General features: G+C 64.2%; 18 protein-coding genes and 1 tRNA gene. 11 read left to right on the forward strand and 8 right to left on the reverse strand.

Going from position 1 to position 20,689, the window contains the following annotated elements:
* The first annotated feature begins 3 nt into the window (after positions 1 to 3).
* Positions 4 to 2,052, forward strand: coding sequence for a BREX system Lon protease-like protein BrxL (brxL, locus tag BJD12_RS18765; protein WP_005996539.1), 2,049 nt, complete (start codon positions 4 to 6; stop codon positions 2,050 to 2,052).
* A 64-nt stretch (positions 2,053 to 2,116) separates the two neighbouring features.
* On the opposite strand, the gene BJD12_RS18770 is transcribed toward brxL, so the two are convergent.
* The 3 genes from BJD12_RS18770 to BJD12_RS18780 form a co-directional block, all read right to left on the reverse strand.
* Entirely contained in the window at positions 2,117 to 3,583 is a 1,467-nt protein-coding gene (locus BJD12_RS18770; protein WP_005996537.1) for a YfjI family protein, read from the reverse strand.
* A complete protein-coding gene (locus BJD12_RS18775) occupies positions 3,580 to 3,957 on the reverse strand; it encodes a hypothetical protein (RefSeq protein ID WP_229003526.1) in 378 nt (125 codons plus the stop codon). Before BJD12_RS18775 ends, BJD12_RS18770 begins: the two co-directional genes overlap by 4 nt.
* A 355-nt stretch (positions 3,958 to 4,312) precedes the next feature.
* Positions 4,313 to 4,405: transfer RNA gene (locus BJD12_RS18780), tRNA-Ser, on the reverse strand.
* Positions 4,406 to 4,540: 135 nt separating this feature from the next.
* Here BJD12_RS18780 and dnaX point away from each other — a divergent pair.
* The 4 genes from dnaX to BJD12_RS18800 all read left to right on the forward strand — a co-directional run bounded on the left by dnaX (position 4,541) and on the right by BJD12_RS18800 (position 8,113).
* Complete coding sequence (dnaX, locus tag BJD12_RS18785) at positions 4,541 to 6,643, forward strand: DNA polymerase III subunit gamma/tau (protein WP_058563956.1); 2,103 nt, start codon at positions 4,541 to 4,543, stop codon at positions 6,641 to 6,643.
* A 6-nt stretch (positions 6,644 to 6,649) separates the two neighbouring features.
* Entirely contained in the window at positions 6,650 to 6,970 is a 321-nt protein-coding gene (locus BJD12_RS18790; RefSeq protein WP_005913896.1) for a YbaB/EbfC family nucleoid-associated protein, read from the forward strand.
* A gap of 97 nt (positions 6,971 to 7,067) precedes the next feature.
* Positions 7,068 to 7,661, forward strand: coding sequence for a recombination mediator RecR (gene recR, locus BJD12_RS18795; protein ID WP_005995214.1), 594 nt, complete (start codon positions 7,068 to 7,070; stop codon positions 7,659 to 7,661).
* 101 nt (positions 7,662 to 7,762) lie between these two features.
* Positions 7,763 to 8,113 (forward strand): histidine triad nucleotide-binding protein, encoded by a 351-nt coding sequence (locus BJD12_RS18800; RefSeq protein ID WP_005995215.1) that lies wholly within the window; start codon positions 7,763 to 7,765, stop codon positions 8,111 to 8,113.
* A gap of 308 nt (positions 8,114 to 8,421) precedes the next feature.
* Here the strand turns inward: BJD12_RS18800 and BJD12_RS18805 are convergent, their stop codons facing one another.
* The 4 genes from BJD12_RS18805 to BJD12_RS18820 are packed head-to-tail and all read right to left on the reverse strand — an operon-like array spanning position 8,422 to position 12,809.
* Positions 8,422 to 8,955, reverse strand: coding sequence for a Slp family lipoprotein (locus BJD12_RS18805; RefSeq protein ID WP_005995216.1), 534 nt, complete (start codon positions 8,953 to 8,955; stop codon positions 8,422 to 8,424).
* Entirely contained in the window at positions 8,952 to 10,901 is a 1,950-nt protein-coding gene (locus BJD12_RS18810) for a transglutaminase TgpA family protein (RefSeq protein ID WP_005995217.1), read from the reverse strand. Before BJD12_RS18810 ends, BJD12_RS18805 begins: the two co-directional genes overlap by 4 nt.
* On the reverse strand, positions 10,894 to 11,850 hold the full coding sequence (locus BJD12_RS18815; RefSeq protein ID WP_042828342.1) for a DUF58 domain-containing protein: 957 nt from the start codon (positions 11,848 to 11,850) through the stop codon (positions 10,894 to 10,896). Before BJD12_RS18815 ends, BJD12_RS18810 begins: the two co-directional genes overlap by 8 nt.
* A gap of 5 nt (positions 11,851 to 11,855) precedes the next feature.
* Positions 11,856 to 12,809 carry an AAA family ATPase gene (locus BJD12_RS18820; RefSeq protein ID WP_039424986.1) on the reverse strand — a complete coding sequence of 318 codons (954 nt, stop codon included), beginning with the start codon at positions 12,807 to 12,809 and terminating at the stop codon, positions 11,856 to 11,858.
* A gap of 36 nt (positions 12,810 to 12,845) precedes the next feature.
* On the opposite strand from BJD12_RS18820, the gene BJD12_RS18825 reads away from it, so the two are divergent.
* From BJD12_RS18825 to BJD12_RS18835, 3 genes are read left to right on the forward strand one after another with little or no spacing between them, the layout of a single operon-like run.
* Positions 12,846 to 14,687: a glycosyltransferase family 39 protein gene (locus BJD12_RS18825; protein WP_005995220.1), complete on the forward strand. Its 1,842-nt coding sequence runs from the start codon at positions 12,846 to 12,848 to the stop codon at positions 14,685 to 14,687.
* An 8-nt stretch (positions 14,688 to 14,695) separates the two neighbouring features.
* Entirely contained in the window at positions 14,696 to 15,691 is a 996-nt protein-coding gene (locus BJD12_RS18830; RefSeq protein WP_005995221.1) for a glycosyltransferase, read from the forward strand.
* Positions 15,691 to 17,514, forward strand: coding sequence for a hypothetical protein (locus tag BJD12_RS18835; protein WP_005995222.1), 1,824 nt, complete (start codon positions 15,691 to 15,693; stop codon positions 17,512 to 17,514). Before BJD12_RS18830 ends, BJD12_RS18835 begins: the two co-directional genes overlap by 1 nt.
* A 154-nt stretch (positions 17,515 to 17,668) precedes the next feature.
* On the opposite strand, the gene BJD12_RS18840 is transcribed toward BJD12_RS18835, so the two are convergent.
* Entirely contained in the window at positions 17,669 to 18,244 is a 576-nt protein-coding gene (locus BJD12_RS18840) for a Maf family protein (RefSeq protein ID WP_005995223.1), read from the reverse strand.
* A 109-nt stretch (positions 18,245 to 18,353) separates the two neighbouring features.
* Here BJD12_RS18840 and BJD12_RS18845 point away from each other — a divergent pair, with 109 nt between their 5' ends.
* From BJD12_RS18845 to BJD12_RS18855, 3 genes are all read left to right on the forward strand, one after another.
* Complete coding sequence (locus tag BJD12_RS18845) at positions 18,354 to 18,863, forward strand: YceD family protein (protein ID WP_005995225.1); 510 nt, start codon at positions 18,354 to 18,356, stop codon at positions 18,861 to 18,863.
* A 97-nt stretch (positions 18,864 to 18,960) separates the two neighbouring features.
* On the forward strand, positions 18,961 to 19,155 hold the full coding sequence (gene rpmF / locus BJD12_RS18850; protein ID WP_003483870.1) for a 50S ribosomal protein L32: 195 nt from the start codon (positions 18,961 to 18,963) through the stop codon (positions 19,153 to 19,155).
* Positions 19,156 to 19,244: 89 nt separating this feature from the next.
* Positions 19,245 to 20,222: a beta-ketoacyl-ACP synthase III gene (locus BJD12_RS18855; protein ID WP_005995227.1), complete on the forward strand. Its 978-nt coding sequence runs from the start codon at positions 19,245 to 19,247 to the stop codon at positions 20,220 to 20,222.
* Positions 20,223 to 20,689: the final 467 nt, after the last annotated feature.

Raw genomic sequence — 20,689 nt, forward strand, 5'->3', positions numbered from 1 at the left:
CGAATGGTTGAACTTGATCAGATAGACAGGAAAGCCGCCTCGGAGCTGGACGGGTATCTAGTCCGCAAAGACTTGGTGCGCACCTTCAGTCGGCAATTTCCCGTGCCGACCTACGTTGTCGAGTTCATGCTTGGGCGATATTGCGCCAGCATCGATCAAGAGGAGATCGACGAAGGGCTGGAGATTGTTCAACGTCAGCTGAAATCCAGGACGGTGCGAGCCGGCGAAGAAGAACTGTTCAAGGCCAGGGCGCTTGAAACTGGCGAGGTGAAGATCATCGATCTTGTGACGGCACGCGTGGACAACAAAGGCGAGTACGTCGCCAGCCTGCCGAGCCTGCGCCTGACGGATGTGCGGATTAGCAGCGAGTTGGTCAACCAACACGAACGCATGCTCACAGGGGGCTTCTATGCCGAGCTGGGCGTGACATTCGATGTAGCGATCGCACAGGAAGCCAAGGGGCGTCCGTTTGGGATCACCTCGCTTCGGGAAATTCAGCTGTCCAAGCGTGACGTGCTGGACACCCTGGCCAAGGCGCGTCAGTCGTTCACCACCGAAGAATGGAAGTGTTTTCTGCTCCGATCCATCGGCATTGAGTCAGGTGGGCTGAGCGACCGCGAGCGAAATGCCCTTTTCCTGCGCATGGTGCCTTTCGTAGAACGGAACTACAACCTGGTTGAACTCGGGCCACGCGGCACGGGCAAGAGCCATCTGTTCCAGCAGGTTTCGCCCTACGCCCACCTCATCTCAGGTGGCAAAGCCACTGTCGCCAAGATGTTCGTGGAGAACACCGCCAAGGGCCGTCGAGGCTTGGTGTGCCAGTACGACGTGGTCTGCTTCGACGAGGTGTCAGGCATCTCTTTCGATCAGAAGGACGGCGTGAATATCATGAAGGGCTACATGGAGTCCGGTGAGTTCAGTCGAGGCAAAGAGAGCATTCGCGCCGATGGCAGCATCGTGATGGTCGGCAACTTCGATGTCGATGTAGAGTACCAGCAGCGCATCGGCCACCTTTTTGGGCCGATGCCGCCAGAAATGCGGGATGACACCGCGTTCATGGATCGCATCCACGCGTTCTTACCTGGGTGGGACGTACCTAAGATCAACAAGGAGTTGGTGACCAACCACTTTGGCTTGGTCAGCGATTTCCTTTCCGAGTGCTGGAGCCAGCTGCGTAGTCAAAGTCGCGTGAGCGAATTGCAGAGCCGCGTTTTCTTTGGCGGCGCCTTGTCTGGCCGCGATACGAATGCGATCAACAAGACGGTCAGCGGCTTGCTCAAGCTGCTGTACCCGAGCGCTGATGTCCCGGTCCCCGACGAGGATCTTGAGTGGGCCGTTCGCATCGCGATGGAGGTTCGGCGCCGAGTCAAAGAGCAGCAAAAGCGTGTGGGCGCTGCCGAGTTTCGCAATACGCACTTCAGCTACATCATGGACGCGGACGGGGTCGAGAAGTTCGTCTCTACGCCGGAGCTGCAAAGTGAAAACAGCATCGGCGGCGATCCGCTGGAGCCAGGTCAGGTTTGGACAATCAGTCCGGGCGGCGGCGAGGAAGGCTCCGGCCTCTACCGCATTGAGGTTAACGAAGGTCCTGGGTCAGGTGTGAAGGTGCTCAACAAGCCCATTCCGCCTGCGTTCCGCGAGAGCATTGGTTTCGCCGAGCAGAACCTGTACGCCAGATCCATGCAGCTGGTCGGCGACAAAGATCCAAGACAGCACGAGTTTACTGTCCAGCTGCGGGCTTTTGATGCAGCGAAGTCCGGGGCGAAGCTTGGCGTGGCTTCTCTGGTTGCCTTGTGCACGTCGCTCTTGAAGCGAAACGTGCGGGGCGGTTTGATCATCGTTGGCGAGATCAACCTTGGAGGATCGCTCGAACCTGTCCACAACGCCGTCACGATTGCCGAGATCGCGGTCGAGAAAGGCGCAGCATCGCTGCTGATGCCGGTGGCGTGTCGACGCCAATTGGTCGACTTGTCAGACGACATGGCGACCAAGATCGACATCCAGTTCTACTCCGATGCCCGCGATGCGCTGATGAAGGCTACGGCGGATTAGTCAAAAAAAGAGGGAAGAGAACTGCCCTGCGCCGGGTGGTGCAGGGCAGTTTTAGGCTTTGAATTCATCGCCAAGTGATGTTTCGAGATCGCGAGAACATCTTGGTGCAGTTGATGAATGTGGTCTTGCCGCCGCACAGTTCGATCAGGTCTCGCTGCTCCATGCGCAGAAGGGCGGCCCGTAGACGATTGCTCGGCATGTTCAACAACAAGCCGATAGGCTCTGTTGGAACTTCTTTGTAGTCAATTGAAAAGCGGGATGCCTGGAGATGTTCGATGACTGCTTCCACGTCGGCCTCCTGTTGGGGCAGGGGAGGTGGCGGCACGAACACGCGTTCGTACTGGGTGGCATGCCAGGAGACGAGCTCCCAGGCACGTTGGAGGCAGGAGATCGAGACGTATTGGGTTTGGCTTTCCCAAACATGCAGCACCGCAGCCAGCCTAGCGGTCAGGTTGAGCATCTTGGAGACGAAGTCGGCGATGTGAGCGAGCTGTCCGAACTTGAGATTGTGAGTGATGCGGCACAGCTCGTCCCAGTAGCCCAGCGCGTCAGGTGCGAACGCCAGTTCGATGGGGGCAATGCCACCGGCCTCCTGGTTGTCCTGGTGCAGGTCGTAAAGCTCCTTGAGCGCCTCGTGGAGATTCGAAAGAGCCTGGTCATCGTTGCCCGCGGGTGCGTATCGATTGCTCATGGGCGACGGCTGGGCGACGCAGACGAGGAAACGCGCGAAGAAGCCGAGCCTGACGGCCTGGTGCTCGGTGTACTCATTGCGCTTGCACCGGGGGCGGAACGGTTCGATCGCTGCGAACTGCGCCAGCAAGCCGAACGTGCCGCGTGGTTGACTGGCATAGAGATGCTTCTTCTTCTCTCGACGAAATTCCAGCAGCTTGCCGTCGATCAGATCAACCAGAACCGACACGTGGCGCATCAAGCTGGAGCTCAGCAGCTTGTCACCTTCGTCGGTAAGGAAATCCACTGCTTCATACTTGCCATCTAGCTGTTGCAGCAGACTTTCCAGGTCAATGTTGCTCGCGAGGCGCGGACGGTGTTTTGGCTGCGCCGTGGCCGCGCGGCGCAGCTTGGCCAATGTTGCAAGAAGGTCCTGCGCGGGCTCCTGCTTGCGCCGGCAGCGAGCGATCTCGGCCTCCAGGAGTCTGATATGGAACTTTTTCTCGGCCGACGCCGCGCTCGCTTCGGTCCGGGCTACCTCATACCGAGCGAAGCTGTCTCGCGCGTGGTCTTCAAGCGGCGGGATCAGGTAGTCATGCATCGGGCTTTTACTTCCACCAACATCGGCAATGCACAGCGTGTTGACGCCGATGGGAATGGATGTCCAGTTGGGCGGCGACATTGTGTAGAGAGGAGCAACCGCGGAGGACAACACCGACAGCATGTGCGTTCGGACCATGGCAGGGCAGGCTTCTGGGACCTTGGCGCACACTGCCTTTGCAGCAGCTGCGGCCAGCGCTGGCAGCATGCCGAAATTGTAGTCGGGCACTGGGACGGTTGTGAGCTGGGCAAGCATGTTCATGCCGCGGCTCCCTCAAGACGGCCGCTGGGCGCGGTTGCGAGCGGATGGATGGAACCATCGTTCGCGGGTGGGCCATCTTCGCTACTGGCGGGCACATCCGATTCAGTTTTGTCCAGTCGGCCGCGCAGCTCCTTGAGCTTCGCGGGGTAGAACTTCTCTCGCAGACCCAAGGCATTGATCAGGTCAATCAACTCCTTGTCGCTGATGCCGTCCACCTTTGCGGTCAGGATCATCGGCTTGATAAGCGTAAGGAGCCGTTCGGTATCTTTCTTGTCTTTGAGTGTGTGGTACGCCGCGGTGAACTTCGCGGCCATTTCATTAACGGTGCCAGCTGGCATGTACTTGTCCTCGATCGGGACAGCCGGGATGGCCATCCTCCGGAACATGCTGGGCAAATACTAGGAAATTGAATAAGGAGCGGATTTCCGCAAGTAATTCAAAAACCTCTTCGGAAATTCCTGTCGAGCTAGGGCTGGCCATTGTCAGCAAAGGGCCAGTGAGGCAGCCGCGGCAACGTACGGTGGGCCAAGTGCATCAAGCTGGAGTAGGGCAGGTTTTGTATGAAGGCAGTGGCTGGTGCAGTCGAGGTGAGTTTCCGCCGCTTCGTGATGCACAGCGCCGCGCAAAGAGCCCCAACCACAGCCAACTTGCTGTGGCATACTGGATGGCATACTAGGCCGGGCAAAAAAGAAAAAAGCCCCTTGAGATCAGGGGCTTAGTTCCAATGTCTGGCGGAGAGAGGGGGATTCGAACCCCCGAAGCGCGGTTTAGACGCTTACACACTTTCCAGGCGTGCTCCTTCAACCACTCGGACACCTCTCCGTACCTGCATGACCGGGGTCTAACAGGGCCGCAGATTCTAGCGGTCGCCGGCCCGTACCACAAGCTGAATCTTCCCGGCGCAGCCGGTGAGACGCACCGTGGCACAATATCGGCTCAGAACAAGCTGGTTGCCCGATGTCTTATCTCGTTCTCGCCCGCAAGTGGCGCCCGAAGCGTTTTGCCGAACTCGTGGGCCAGGAACACGTGGTCCGCGCGCTCACCAACGCGCTCGACAGCGGGCGCGTGCACCACGCGTTTCTGTTCACCGGCACCCGCGGCGTGGGCAAGACGACCATTGCGCGCATTTTCGCCAAATCGTTGAACTGCGAGACCGGCACCAGTGCCGACCCATGCGGCACCTGTCCGGCCTGCCTGGACATCGATGCCGGTCGCTATATCGACCTGCTGGAAATCGATGCGGCCTCCAACACCGGCGTGGACGATGTGCGCGAGGTGATCGAGAACGCGCAATACATGCCCTCGCGCGGCAAGTTCAAGGTCTACCTGATCGACGAAGTGCACATGCTCTCCAAGGCGGCGTTCAATGCGCTGCTCAAGACCCTGGAAGAGCCGCCGGAACACGTGAAGTTCCTGCTCGCCACTACCGACCCGCAGAAACTGCCGGTGACGGTGTTGTCGCGTTGCCTGCAGTTCAACCTCAAGCGCCTGGACGAGGACCAGATCCAGGGCCAGATGACCCGCATCCTGACCGCCGAAGACATCGAATCGGACCCGTCGGCGATCGTGCAGCTGTCCAAGGCGGCCGATGGCTCGCTGCGCGATGGCTTGTCGCTGCTGGATCAGGCGATCGCCTATGCCGGCGGTGCGCTGCGCGAGGATGTGGTGCGCACGATGCTGGGCACGGTGGACCGCACCCAGGTCGGAGCGATGCTGCAGTCGCTGGCCGACGGCGATGGCGCGCGCCTGCTGCAGGTGGTCGCCGCACTTGCGGAATTTTCGCCGGACTGGAGCGGGGTGCTGGAAGCCCTGGCCGAGGCCTTGCACCGCGTGCAGGTGCAGCAGCTGGTGCCATCGGTGGCGTTCGTCGGCGACGGTATCGACCCAACCCCGTTCGCGGCGCACCTGCGGCCGGAGGTCGTGCAGTTGTGGTACCAGATGGCACTCAACGGGCGCCGCGACTTGTATCTGGCGCCGAGCCCGCGGGCTGGCTTCGAGATGGCCGTGCTGCGCATGCTGGCGTTCCGCCCCGCTGCGGCGGTGCCTGCCGGAAGCAGCGACGATGGACGCGGTGCCAGCGCGGGCGGCGGCGTCCGCGCGGCCGCTGCGGGCATGCAGGCGGCGGCACCGGTGACGGCTGCGGCTGCAGTGGCTGCCAAGCCGGTCGAGGTCGTTGAAGCAGTACCTGCTGCGGCGCCGGTGATGACGGCAACATCGGCTTCGATATCGGCACCAGTGCCAACACCCGCACCAACACCCGCACCAACACCCGCACCAACGCCGACACCCGTGGCAGCACCAGTCGCCGCGGCACCGGTTGTGGTGCTTGCTGCGGCTGAGCCGTCGCTCGATGGTCGCTCGTCTGCCGCTGCGCGCGCCGAGGACGCGCCGCCGTGGGCGGTGGACGATGCGCCGGTACGTACGCATGCTGCGCCCGCGCCCGACACGGCGGTGCTTGCGCCTGAATCTGCAATGGCACTGCCGCCGGATGCCGTTGCTGCGGCGCCGATGTCGGTGCCTGTGCTTGCAGCCGCCGCTGCTCCCGTACCGCAAGAGATCAGTGCAGAAGCGCCCTTTGCACCTGCGTCCGCCGAGGCTACGCCAGCTTCAGCAACGCTGTCTGCATCGACGCCGACCAGCGACTCGAGCACGTTGATCGACGACGGCCGCATTGCCGATGCCGAACAGTGGCTGGAGTTGGTCACCCGCAGCGGCTTGAACGGTCCCTCGCGACAGCTCGCCGCCAATGCCGCCTTCATCGGCCATCGCGATGGCGTGCTGCGGCTGGCGCTGGCGCCTGGCTTCGAATATCTCAATTCCGAGCGTTCCATCGCCAACCTGGCACAGGCGCTGGCACCGGTGCTCGGAGACACGCCGCGTATCGTGATCGAAACCGGCAGTGCCGATGTCGAAACCTTGCATGAGCGCGCCAACCGGCAGAAAGGCGAGCGCCAGAGCGCAGCCGAATCCGCCTTCATGAACGACCCGAACGTGCAGCAGCTGATTCAGCAGCAAGGCGCGCGGGTCGTCCCCGATTCCATCCGCCCTTACGACGAGTAACGACCTATGCGTGGAAACATTGCCCAATTGATGCAGCAGGCGCAGAAGATGCAGGAAAACCTGCAGCGCGCCCAGGAAGAGCTAGCCAAGCTGGAAGTCACCGGCACCGCCGGCGGCGGGATGGTCAGCGTGACGCTGACCGGCGCCAAGGAGTGCCGCAAGGTGCGCATCGATCCCAGCATCCTCTCCGACCAGGAAATGGCCGAAGACCTGATCGCCGCCGCCTTCAACGATGCCTCCAACAAGATCGACGCCGAATCCAAGGACCGGATGGGCTCGGCCACCGCCGGCATGCAGCTGCCGCCGGGTATGAAGTTGCCGTTCTGAGAGGCGGGGAATCGGGAGTGGGGAATCGGGAATCGTAAGAGCGAGATCATCTTTCGCTTTTGCGATTCCCCAATCCCGATTCCCGATTCCCAACCAAATGTCCTCTCTTCTCGACCAACTGATCGAGGCCTTCCGGGTGTTGCCGGGCGTAGGCCAGAAATCGGCGCAGCGCATGGCCTATCACGTGCTCGAGCGCGAGCGCGAGGGTGGGCGGCGGCTGGCCACGGCGCTTGCCAATGCGGTGGAAAAGGTCGGTCATTGCGCGCAATGCCGCGATTTTACCGAGGCGCAAATCTGCCCGATCTGTGCCAACGTCAGTCGCGACCGTCAGCAGCTGTGCGTGGTGGAATCGCCAGCCGACCGTTTGGCGATCGAGCACGCTACCGGCTACCGCGGTGTGTATTTCATCCTGCAGGGACGCCTGTCGCCGCTGGATGGCATCGGCCCCCGCGAGCTGGGGCTGGACCAACTTGGCGAACGCCTAGCCGCCGGTGAAATCACTGAAATGATCATCGCCACCAACGCCACGGTGGAGGGCGAGGCCACCGCGCACTACCTGGCGCAGTTGGCGCGCCAGCATGGCGTGCGCCCGAGCCGGCTCGCCCAGGGCATGCCGCTGGGCGGCGAGCTGGAATATGTGGATCGCGGAACGCTGTCGCACGCCTTCGGCACCCGCAGCGAGGTGCTTTGAGTGCTGGGATTGGGGAGTCGGGATTTTGGATTGGTAAAAGCCGGTTGACGCGCGGAGTAAGCTCTTGCCAATCCCCAATGACTAATTCCCAATCCCGACTTATGTCCGACACCATCTTCAGCAAAATCATCCGTCGCGAAATCCCAGCCACCATCGTCTATGAAGACGACGAAGTGCTGGGCTTCGAGGACATCGCGCCGCAGGCGCCGGTGCATGTGCTCTTCATTCCCAAGCAGCATGCCATTCCGACCTTGGACGACGTCCCGCCGGAGCAGGGGCTGCTGGTCGGCAAGTTGGCGCTCGCCGCTGCCGCGTACGCGCGTGAGCAGGGCCTGGCGCAGGATGGCTACCGCATCGTGATGAATTGCCGCGAACATGCCGGGCAGACGGTGTTCCATATCCATCTGCATCTGCTGGCCGGTGCGCCGCTGGGCCGCTTCGGCACGCCGTGACAGAAGCGTTGGACCTTGCCACCGATGTGAGCGAACAGGCTGTCGAGCGTCACGCGCAGGACTAAGTTGAGCATGGTCGATCGCCAGTGCTGCGATTCGATTGCGAGCCGATGCACAACCCAGTCGTCGCTCACAGCAGCCACGCATGCGCTGCCCGCAGGGCTTGTTGCACCCTCCCAGCGCCGAGGTAGGCGAAATGGCGAAGTAAGGATCCAGCAGAAAAGTGCTAATGCAGGCGTCTTGGCCCGCACAAAAAAACGCCGCTCCTTCAAGAGCGGCGTTTTGCATCACGGCTGACTAGCAGCCAATTACCACCAGCCGCGGCCCCAGCCCCAACCGCCGCCCCAGCGCGGACCCCACGGGTCGCCCCAGGGACCGTACGGATACGCCGGAATCACGTCGACGTCGCGCACTTCCGGCCACAGGTAGACCACGTCTGCAGCCACCTTGGGCAGCTTGTAGTCGTACTCGCCGATCTTGGTGGTCTCGTAGCCTTCGATCTTGCCGATGAAGGTTACTTCGCGGCCGGGCTCGAACACCGCCGGGTCATAGAAGCCCGAACGGCAGGCCAGGAAGCGGCCGTCGCTCGCATCCACGGCATTGCGATCCGGACGGCCGCTGGCGTTGAGCGGGCGCGAAATCAACTCGAAGCAGGTCTGGCCCTGGCTCGGCTTGGTCTGGATGATCTTCCCGCCCCAGCGCACCGAGGTGCCAAGCTGCGCGCTGGCGGTGGAGTCGCTCGGGCTGACCGTGGGGAACTGGCCCTGCAGCGGCTTGGGCGCGGTGGCGCAGGCTGCGAGCCCGAGCACTGCGACGATGGGAAAAAGAAAGCGAGTACTCATGAGGAAACTCCGGTTCGCGGGCGATGCTGCTGCAGATCTTTAAGGAGTGAGGCGCTGTCCGAATCAGCGCCAGCGTAGCGCGCGGCAGCGAAACGTTGGCTGAGTGCCAACAGGGGTGTGTTGGGGTGGGATCGGGCGACGCGTTGCGCCCAGTCAATGGCCGGTTCGTGTGGTTCGCGGGCAAGGCCCAGCTTGGCGTAGCGCCGGCTCAGCCGATGCCAGGCACGCAGCAGGGGGTCGCGCTCGCGTTCGCCGCGCGCCAGCAGCCAGCTCATCCACGCCAATGCACTGACCGCGAACACACCGAAGATGGCAGCCAGCTGGGTAGGCTCCAGGCGGTCGATGCCGAACGGCTGCAGCAACCGTTGTTGGCGATCGGCATTGAAGGACAGCACCAGATCGTTCCAGCCGCGGCGCAGCCAGTCGCTGACTTGGCCCAGGCCGGCCCAGGTACCGAGCTGGGCGAAGTTGTTGCCGTCGGTTTGCAGGCGATCTTCCAGCGTGTCGTAGATGCGTTCCGGCGCTACGGCGGCCGTCGGGTCTACACGTACCCAGCCGCGGCCCGCTAGCCACACCTCGGTCCAGGCATGCGCATCCATGCGGCGCACCACCCAGTAGTTGCCCAGCCCGTTGTAGGTGCCGCCGGCATAGCCGGTGACCACGCGTGCGGGAATGTCGGCGGCGCGCATCAGCACCACGAACGCGGAGCTGAAGTGCTCGCAGAACCCGGCTTTTTGCTGGAACAGGAACTCATCCACGCTATTGCGGCCAAGCAGTGGCGCATCCAGCGTGTAGGCGAATTCGCGGGTGATCCATCCCAGTGCGCGCTGCACGACGGCATCGTCGTTGTTGCCAGCTTCTGCGCGCCATTGCCTGGCAAGCGCAACGGTGCGCGGATTGAAGCCGGGCGGCAGGGTCAATGCGCGTTTGCGCAATTGATCGGGCAGGTCGGTATCGAAACGTGCCGGTGGCGCCGATTGCAGTTCCCAGCGAGTCAGTGCGCTCAAGGGCCGCTGCGCGAACAGTTCGTAGTCTGGCGACAGCTCGGCGTTGGCGACAGCCTGGGTCGGCAGGTCCAGCGACACCAGTTGGCGACGATCGGTGGGCTCGTAATCCAGTCGATACCGATAGGTCTGCTGGCCGGGCGTGACCGATGCGGTCTGGCCGCGACCGGTCCAGCGCGCGCGCTGCCAGGTGCGGCCGTCGAAATCCCACATCACCGGCCCCCGCCAATAGCGCTGCTGCGGCGGGGGCGCCTTGCCAGTGAATTGCACGCGCAGCGCCGGGCTGTCGTCGGCCATCAGGTCAATCCATTCGCCCGGCGACATGTTGTCCGAAAAGCCGGGCCGCGACAGCGCGCGCTCGGGCACCCCCCACAGCGGCGAACTCAGACGCGGCAGCAACCAGAACGTGGCCAGCGCCAGCGGCACCCCGATGGCCACCAGCTTGCCGATCCCGCGCAGCTGCAGGCGTAGCGCAGGCGTGCTGGTGCGATGCTCTTCGTCAGCCAGCCGCTGCATGCTGAGCAAGGCGGTGACCACCGCCAGCAGCGCCAGGCCCATCGTGGTTGGTCCCTGGTCGAGCAGAAATGCCGCAAATGGTGCGAACAGTGCAAAGCCGAGCAGGCTGCGCGCATCGCGCAAGGTGCGCAGTTCGGAGGCCTTGATTGCCAGCATCGCGGCCAGCACCGCACAACCGGTATCGCGGCCGAAGCGCATGCCGATCTGCCAGTACACCGCTGCCAGCATCGCGATCACCAGCAACACCCGCACCGGCGCCATTACCGTGCCGCGCCAGCTCAGCACGCCGACCAGGACCGCGGCCACCGCAATGGTGGTGGCGAGCAGGCCGGGCAGCTGCAGCAGCAACGGCGCCAGTGCCAGCCAGCTGGTTGCCAGCACCCAGCCGCGACTGGCTGGGCTGATCGGAAGCGAGGGCTCAGTCATGGGGAAGCAGCGCCAGGGCGCGCAGGCACAGGTGGTGGTGGGACGGGCCTTGTGCAGGGCCGAGCGGCGGCTGGCCCGGCAGCAGCAAGCGGTAACGCCGCCCGTCGCGTTCGGCCAGATTGACCCAGCGGGCGAGCCGCGCGATGCGGCGTTCGTAGGGCAGTGCGTGGAGCGTGCGCCAGTCCAGCGTGACCTCGATACCGAGCGGCTGTTCGTACTCGCGTACCAGCAAGCTGTCGCGACGCGCGGAATGCTTCCAGGAAATCGTGCGCGGCGCATCGCCGGCGCGGTACGGGCGCAGCTGATGCAGTTCTTCGCCTTGCGCGTGCAGTCGGGTCTGGTTGGGCGAGCCGGCGCCGTCGGGCAACGTGGGGCCGTGGTCTTCGGGTTTGGGGTAGGCCAGCAGCGGGGTTTCCGGCCACACCCACGACCAGGCCCGCACCAGGCCCAGTGGCTGGGTGCTCGACAGCCGGATGCGTTCGATGTCCTGCCAGCCGCGCTGCGTGGTGGGCACCAGCAAGTCGACCTCGGCCATGTCGTGCTCGACCAGCGAGCAGAAACCGCTGCTTTGCAGATGGTCCAGCCGCAACCCGCGCCGGAGGCGAGTATCGCGACGTGCCAGCGACACCCGCATCCGCAGCGGCTCGCCGGCGACCACCGGTTCGGCCGAGACCGCTTCGATGCGCAGCGCCGACAGCTGCAGGTGCGCCATGATGCTGCTGGCGATTCCGGCGGTGGCCAGCAGCAGCGCCAGCAGCAGGGCCGGGTTGTTGTTGTAGTTCAACGCGCCCATCAGCATCGCCAGCAGCAGGGCGGTGACGAACAGCCCGAAGCGGGTGGGCAGCACATAGATGCGCCGCCGATCCAGCATGATCGGCAAGGCTTCCGCTCCCCGCGGACGGGCCAGCAGGCTGAGCCGGCGGCCTAGGCCGCGCAAGGGTGCACGCACCTGGGTCAGTCCACCGGCACGCTGTGCAGCAGCGCCTTGGCCAGCGCCGGCCCTGACGAGGATTCGGCCTCCGGCACCAGCCGATGCCCGGCCACCGCCACGAACAGCGCCTGCACGTCTTCCGGCAGCACGTGCTCGCGCCCGAGCAGTAACGCGTAGGCCTTGGCCGCACGCAGCAGCGCGATGCCGGCACGCGGCGACAGGCCGACGCGCACGCCTGCATGCTGGCGGCTGCGCAACAGCAGCGCCTGCACGTAGCCGATCAATGCATCGCTGGCGTGGATCTGGCTGACCACCGCACGCAGCGCGACCACGTCGGTATCGCTGAGCTGCGGTGCGGCCTGGGCGATCAGTTCGCGCCGGTCCACCCCGGAGAGCAACGCACGTTCGGCATCGGCGCTGGGGTAGCCCAGGCTGAGCCGCAACAGAAAGCGATCCAGCTGCGAGTCCGGCAACGGAAACGTACCCGACAGGTCGACGGGATTCTGCGTGGCGATCACGAAGAACGGTTCCGGCAAGGCATGCGTCACGCCGTCCAGGGTGACCTGCTGTTCCGCCATGGCTTCGAGCAGCGAGCTCTGCGTGCGCGGCGGCGCACGATTGATTTCGTCGGCCAGCAGGACGTGGGTGAATACCGGGCCGGGATGGAACTGAAACTGGCGCGACGCCGCGTCGTACACCGACACGCCCAGCACATCGGCCGGCAACAGGTCGGAGGTGAACTGCACGCGCTGGAAGCCCAATCCCAGGCTGGAAGCCATCGCGTGGGCGAGGGTGGTCTTGCCCAGGCCGGGCAGGTCTTCGATCAGCAGATGTCCGCCGGAGAGCAGCGCCACGAACGCCAGTCGCACTTCCTGCGCCTTGCCCAACAGCAGCGAATTGACCTGGTCTTGCGCGCGCCGCAGCGATTGACGCAGCGCATCGGTTAGCATTTCCGTGGAACGCAGCGGTGTCGACATCACAATTCCGTAGGTGGAAGAAGAGTGCACAGGGCAATGCAGGGGGACCAACGCGCACATCGCACCTTCGTGATCCTGTGGACACTGGCGACGGCCGTCAAGCTGTTGATCGCCGCACGGCTGCCGCTGTTCGTGGACGAGGCCTTTTATTGGCAGGAAGGCCAGCACCTGGCTGCGGCGTATTCGGATCTGCCGGGCCTGACCGCCTGGCTGGCGCGCCTGGGTGTGGAAGTCGGTGGGCATCATCTGCTGGCGCTGCGGCTGCCGTTTCTGGCCATCGCCGCGCTGCTGCCGTGGCTGGTTGCGCATATCGCCACGCGCTGGTTCGGCTCCACCCTGGGCTGGCAGGCCGGCAGCCTGACGTTGCTGATGCCGCTGTCGGCCACGCTGGGCATGCTGGCTGTACCGGACGTACCGATGGCCCTGGCCGCGGTGCTATGCATGGATGCCGGCGCACGCTTGCTGCGCGAGGTCGATGCCACCAGTGCGCTGGAGCTTGCGATCGGTCTGGTCATCGGCGCGCTCAGCCATTACCGCTTCGTCGGTGTGATCGGCGTGGGCTGCATCGCGCTGCTGTGCATTCCGCAGGGACGTGCGGTGCTGCGCGACCCGCGTATCTGGCTTGCCCTGACGGTGGGCGCGGTGAGCTGGCTGCCGCTGCTGTTTTGGAACACCGACCACGATGAGGCGGGGCTGCGCTTTCAACTGGTCGACCGGCATCCGTGGCGGTTCCAGATCGGCGGGCTGTTGTTCCTGTTGATCCAGACAGTGGCGGTGACGCCGTTGTTGGCCTGGGCCATGGTCAAGGTGAGCCTGGCCGGCACGCGCTCCGGCGGCGGGTCGCGGGCGCAATGGCGGTACTTCGGGTTGCTGGGCGGCATCTCGACCGTGGCGATCTTCGTGCTCGGCTTCTTCAGCGATGCCGAGCGCATCAGTTTCCATTGGCCGCTGCCCGGCTATCTGGCGTTGCTGGTGGCGGTGCCGGTGATCCTGTTGCGTTGGCCGCTTCCGCTGCGCCGTGCCGCATGGTTGCTGGCGCTGCTCGGCACGCTGGGGGCTTACGGCTATTACCTGGCGGTGTCGGTGCCATCGATCCGCGCGCATGCGGCCGGCGAAAAATACTACCCACGCAATTTCGCCGGCTGGAACGATCTGGCGCGTGCGGTCAAGCGTCAGCTGGCACAGATGCCGCCGGGCACGCGCGTGCTGGCAGAGAACTTCAAGGTGGGCGCCGAACTCGGCTTTCAGCTGCACGATGCGCAGATCGAAGTCTTGCGTGCCGACTTGAACGACAAGCACGGGCGCAGCGCGCAATTGCAGCAATGGGGCCTGCTCAGCGACGGCACGCGTGACGGACCGCGATTGCTGGTGCTGTCGCCCAGCGATCAGCGCTACCGCGACCTGCTCAAGCGCTATCACGCCATCTGCGACATGGTCGGGCCGTTGCCACCGCCTACGGTGGTGTCCACCGATCACGGGTATCAACGTTTTCTGCTGTTCGCACTGCCGGCGCAACGCTCGCCAGGTCCGTGCGTCGCCCCGGCGATGGCCTGGATCGATGCGCCGCTGCCGGATGTGCGCGTGACCGGCCAGGTCCAGGTGCGCGGTTGGGCGTTCAAGGATGGCATCGGCCTGGCCGACGTGGAGTTGCTCCTCGATGGCCGTCCAGTCGCGCAAGCGGACTACGGCAGCCCGATGGATGTTCGCCCGTACTGGAAGATCTCCACCGACCCGCAGCACCCCAACGTCGGCTTCTCCGCCACGCTCGATGCGCGCGCGTTGCCACCCGGCACGCATTGGTTAGGTTTGCGCCTGCACGGCCGCGACGGCAGCGTCGAGGATTGGTGGGAACAGCCTGTCACCGTTTCTGCACCTTAGATCACGCAATGACCCACGCCTTGCCCGTTGCCCATCCCGCACATCTGTCCGGGTTTCGAATCGCCGTGCTGGTGCCATGCCATAACGAGGCGGCGACCGTTGCCGATGTGGTCGGCGATTTCGCTGCGGCATTGCCGGGTGCGGCCATCCACGTGCTAGACAACAACTCCAGCGACGCCACTGCGTCCAACGCTGCGGCGGCTGGTGCGCAGGTGTGCCGCGTTGCCTTGCAAGGCAAGGGCAATGTGGTGCGGCGTGGATTTGCCGATGTCGAAGCCGACATCTACGTTCTGGTCGATGGCGATGCGACGTACGACGCGGCTGCCGCGCCGGCGCTGGTGCGCAAGCTCATCGACGAACGGCTGGACATGGTGGTCGGCGCGCGTCGCGATCAACAGCAGGCCGCCTACCGGCCAGGGCACCGGCTGGGCAATGTGCTGCTGACGCGCTGCGCGGGGGTGCTGTTCGGGCGCAGTTTCGACGACATGCTGTCCGGCTACCGGGTGTTTTCGCGGCGCTACGTCAAATCGTTTGCGGCACATGCGCATGGCTTCGAGACCGAAACCGAGCTTGCCGTGCATGCCTTGCAGCTGCGCATGCCGGTGGCCGAAGTCGAGACAGCATATGGCGTGCGCCCGGAAGGGTCGCAGAGCAAGTTAAATACCTGGCGCGACGGCTGGCGCATCCTCACCACGATTGCAAAACTGTTCAAGGCCGAGCGGCCGTTGTTGTTTTTCTCGATCGGGTTTGCGCTCAGTGCCACGCTGTCGATCGTACTGGCGGTCCCATTGTTCGAGACCTATCTGCAAACCGGTTTGGTACCGCGCTTTCCGACCGCAATCCTGTGCGTGGCGCTGATGCTGCTTGGCTTTCTGTTGCTGGCCTGCGGGCTGATCCTGGATACGGTCACGCGTGGGCGCGTGGAAGCAAAACATCTGGCGTATCTCGCCGAGCCGGGCGTAGGCCATCGTGTGGCCGCCTCGCATGACAAGGGGACGCATTGATGGCATCGGTGACCGGGGCGATGCGTCTGCAGCGTTTGTTGCACTGGGCGGATAGCCGTTTCGGCTTTCATTCGCAGCGCCAGGTCATCACCGCGGTGATGGCCGTGCTGCTGCTCGGCGCGCTGCTCTCGCTCGGTCTTGGTCAGGACGCCAATTGGGACTTGCGCAATTACCATCTCTACATCGGCGACGCGTGGACCCATGACCGTCTGGGCGTGGATCTGGCGCCGGCGCAGATGCAGAGCTATTTCAGCCCGCTGCTCGATGTCCTGCATGCCTGGTTGATGTTGCATCTGCCCGGGCCACTGGTCGGGGCGCTCTTGGGCGCGCTGCATGCGGTGGTGTTCATTCCGCTGGCGGCGGTGGCGTGGCGCGTGCTGACCAATGAATCGCGACGTGCACGGTGGGCTCCGCTGTTCGCGCTGGCCGGCATGTGCAGTGCGGTGTTCCTGTCCGAACTGGGCAACACCATGGGCGATACCGCCAGCGCGATTCCGGTGCTGGCGTCGCTGGCGATCGTGCTGTTGGCGCAGGCCAAGGCGCGGCAGGGTCGACGCGTTGCGTGGTTGTGGGCCGTTGCCGGCGTGCTGATCGGTCTGGCGATCGCGCTCAAGCTCACCAATGCGTTGTACGCGCTGGCGCTGGCACCGGCGGTGTTGTGCGACGGCGGGCGCATGCGCTCGCGGGTTCTGGGGTTGAGCGTCCTTGCCGGTGTCGCGGTGCTGGTCTTGCTGTTGCTGGCCGGGCCCTGGTATTGGCAGGTCTGGCAACACCTGGGCAATCCGCTGTTTCCGCAATTCAACGGCGTGTTCAAGTCGCCGCTGGCGCAGCCGGTGTCGATTGCCGATGTCCGCTGGTTGCCGCGCGGCATCGGCGAACACCTGATCTGGCCGCTGCTGTTTACGCTCAAGCCGCAACGCGTTGGCGATCTCGGTCTGGTGCAGGCGGGGTGGGCAGTGTTGTATGCGGTCACGCTGATGGCAGCAGGACGCATCGTGCTGCGTCGCTCCCTACCCGCGACCAAGCGTGATCGGGCAGCGGTGGTGCTGCTGGTGTTCTTCGGCACTGCCTACGCGCTGTGGCAAGCGGTTTTCAGCATCCACCGCTACCTGCTGGTGCTGGAGCTGCTTGCGCCATTGGTGTTGTGGGTCGTGTGCCGGCATGCCTTTGCGGTGAATGCAGATCGCAAGGCTGGGTGGTTGATCGGTGTGTGCGCGCTGGTTGCGGTGGTGGGATGGAAGGACTGGGGGCATGAGGCATGGGCGCGCGACAGTTTTCAGGTCGAGCAACCGGCGCTTGTCGATCCTGCGGCATCCACGGTGCTGCTGGTCGGCGACGAGCCGCAGTCCTGGCGCGTGCCGCTGTTGCCGCAGCAGGCTCGTTACATCGGCGTGGCGACCAATCTCTCCGAGACTGATCAGTACCGCGAGCGGGTCAGTGCCTTGATCGCCGAGCGCCCGCAGCTGTACGCGATGTTGGGTGCGACGCGCGACAAGCAGCAATTGCGGATCGATCGCATGAACGGCTGGGCGCAGCAGTTTGGCTGGGACACGCAGCCTCGGTGCACGCGGTTGCGTTGGTTGATCGCCCGCGGTCTACGTGCCGAGCTGCAAGTGGAGTCGCCAGGTCGCTGCGTGCTGCAGGTGCCCAAGGGCAAGGCGCTCGATATCGCCGCTGCAGATCGTGCGGTGCGCGTGTCCGCGCAGCAGCGTCTGGTTGCGTATGGGCTGACTCTGGATCCGTCACGTTGTCGCACCTTGTCCTCGCATGTCGGACAAGCCCAATACCCGTACCAGTTCTGCGAACTCGCTCGCCCGGAGTAACGCAACCGGCCAGTGTGGCGTGCAGTCGGGCAGAGACAGGCAGTCGTGCTCGGCCATCCTGCTGCAGTCGCGCCGTCGTGACGGTGGGGGCTGCGACTTCATGGTCACTTGCGATCGCATTCGACTGAGCGGCGTTGCCGCAGCCGCGCTGGTCTTACGGAATCGCAAACCCGGCCTGCCGCAACAGCCGCGCCAGTGCGATCAGCGGTAGGCCGACCAAAGCGGTTGGGTCTTGCGAGCGAATCGCATCGAACAAGCTGATGCCCAGGCCTTCGCACTTGAAGCTGCCGGCGCAATCCAGCGCGGGCTCGGCGACCAGGTAGCGCTCGATCTCCACGGGTGTCAGCGGGCGCAGCTGTACCTCGGTCACGTCGCACGCGTGCAGGCGCTGCTCGGGGCCGATCAGGCTGACAGCGGTGTGGAAGCGCACCACGCGCCCGGACATGGCGCTCAGCTGCGCGCGCGCCTGTTCCAGCGTTCCCGGTTTACCCAGGGCCTGGCCATCCAGATCGGCCACCTGGTCCGAGCCGATGACCCAGGCCTCGGGCGCCTGCGCCGCCACGGCGGCAGCCTTTTCGGCCGCCAGACGGCTGGCCAGTGCGCTCGGCGCCTCGCCCGGAAGCGCCTGTTCGTCGACCTCCGGGCGGACGGTGGTGAAGTCCAGTCGCAGGCGGCCGAGCAGGTCGCGCCGGTAGAGAGAGGTGGAGGCGAGGATCAGGCGTGGCATCATGAACGTCGATGGAGGCGGGCAGGGGAGTCTGCCAGCCCGCGCGCCTTGCGGCACATGTGAATGGGTGTATTTGACATGGCTACTGCGGGTCTTTAACATTCTGCGGCTTATGTCCGCGAACGTACCCGAAATGCTGGATGCTTGGCGGATGGTCGCAGCGCGCAGGCGCTTCGATGGCCGCATCCCGCTATCTGCGATGACCCGTTTGCAGGGGAGTCTGGTCGATACCGAAGGCGAATGTGTCTATTCGCTCCAGTTCGATCAGGACGATCTGCTCAAGGTCGCCTATGTCGAACTCAGCATCGATGTCGAGCTGCCGCTGGCCTGCCAGCGCACTTTGCAGCGTTTTCTGTACCCGGTGCAGATCAGGCAGCGCCTTGGCCTGATCCGCGACGAGGACGAAGAAGCGGCGTTGCCGCCCGATTACGAAGCCTTGCTGGTGCCCGACGACGGCATGTTGCGGGCGACGGATCTGGTGGAGGACGAACTGGTGCTGTCGGTCCCCGTGGTGCCGATGGCGCCGGGCAGCGAGGCCGTCGAGGCTGAGTGGGTGCCGAGCCAGGAAGAGCAAGACAAGGCCAGTCCGTTCGCGGCGCTGGCAGCGTTGAAGAAACAGTAACCGCCGCTGTTAAGGGCGGAAAGACAGGTCGACGCGGGCGTAGAGCGTGCTGTTCGACTCAACAGACAAGTTATCGAACTAAAGTTGGAGCAATCCCATGGCTGTGCAGAAATCCCGTGTCACCCCGTCCCGTCGCGGCCAGCGTCGTTCGCACGATGCCCTGACCGCCAAGCAGCTGTCGACCGATCCGACCAGCGGCGAGATCCATCTGCGCCACCACATCACCGCTGACGGTTACTACCGTGGCAAGAAGGTGATCGCGACCAAGTCGTCGGCCGTCCAAGAAGATTGATCCGTGGCGCCCGCCGCAGTTTGGTTGGCGGGTGACCCTCGATACTTCCGGAGCCGCCAATCACCGCGGCTCTTGCACCAGGAAACAGCATGAGCAAGCGGATCTATTCCAGAATCGCGGGCACGGGTAGTTATTTGCCCGAAAAGGTGTTGACCAACGACGACATGTCCAAGATCGTCGACACCAGCGATGAATGGATCTTCTCGCGCACTGGTATCCGTGAGCGTCACATCGTTGCCGACGACCAGACCACCAGCGATCTGGCGTATTTCGCCTCGCTGAAGGCGATGGAAGCGGCCGGTGTCACTGCCGACGAGATCGACCTGATCGTCATTGGCACCACCACACCCGACCTGATTTTTCCGTCCACGGCCTGCCTGCTGCAGGCCCGGCTGGGCAACGTCGGTTGCGGCGCGATGGACGTCAACGCCGCCTGCTCGGGCTTTGTCTATGCGCTCAGCGTGGCCGACAAGTTCGTACGCAGCGGCGATGCCAAGACCGTGCTGGTGGTGGGGGCAGAAACACTGACCCGTATCGTCGACTGGACAGACCGCACAACCTGCGTGCTGTTCGGCGACGGTGCCGGCGCGGTGATCCTCAAGGCCGACGAAGAGACCGGCATCCTCAGCACCCATCTGCATGCCGACGGCAGCAAGAAAGAGCTGCTGTGGGACCCGGTGGGCGTGTCGGTCGGGTTCGGCGAAGGCAAGAATGGCGGTGGCGCGTTGCTGATGAAGGGCAACGACGTCTTCAAATATGCGGTCAAGGCGCTGGATTCGGTGGTCGATGAGACCCTAGCCGCGAACGGCTACGACAAGCACGATCTGGATTGGCTGATCCCGCATCAGGCCAATTTGCGCATCATCGAAGCCACCGCCAAGCGGCTGGATTTGCCGATGGAGCAGGTGGTGGTCACCGTGGATCGCCATGGCAACACGTCGTCGGCTTCTGTGCCGCTCGCGCTGGACGAAGCGGTCCGCTCGGGGCGCGTGCAGCGCGGCCAATTGCTGCTACTGGAAGCGTTCGGTGGTGGATTTACCTGGGGCTCGGCGCTGCTGCGCTACTGAGTTCCGCAGACCCCTGCCGCGTTCGCAGGCAGGGTCTGGCCTTGTCAGGACGCCGAGTCCTGCATAGACCGACTCCAATCCGACGTCATCGCTGGGCAGTGCACCGGCGCAAGCCGCATTGCCGCTGCAATCGTCCGGTCTAAGCTCGGTTTCTTCATCTTGCGCGCGTTGCTGGGGCTGGGGTGCCATGCGCCCGCGCCGCTCTTTGGCGCGCCTCGCTGTGGCGGAATTCCGTGCGGTCGTTGATGTGGGGCCAATCGGCGAGCCAGATGCGACTTGGCGAGCGGCATGCGCGGGAGATGATTCTCCGCAAGTGGGCTTGACTGCGACCAAGCTGCGCTGATCCAACGCCACACGGCTCGCTTGTTCGGGCGCGGCCTTGCGATGCCGACGCGCCCGTCCGCGTCGCGCCAGGGGCACTCTGCACGCACCCCGCCACGCGTAAGTCCAATCTCTTTCCAGGCTGA

Source organism: Xanthomonas vesicatoria ATCC 35937 (assembly GCF_001908725.1).
GTDB classification, from domain to species: Bacteria; Pseudomonadota; Gammaproteobacteria; order Xanthomonadales; family Xanthomonadaceae; genus Xanthomonas; species Xanthomonas vesicatoria.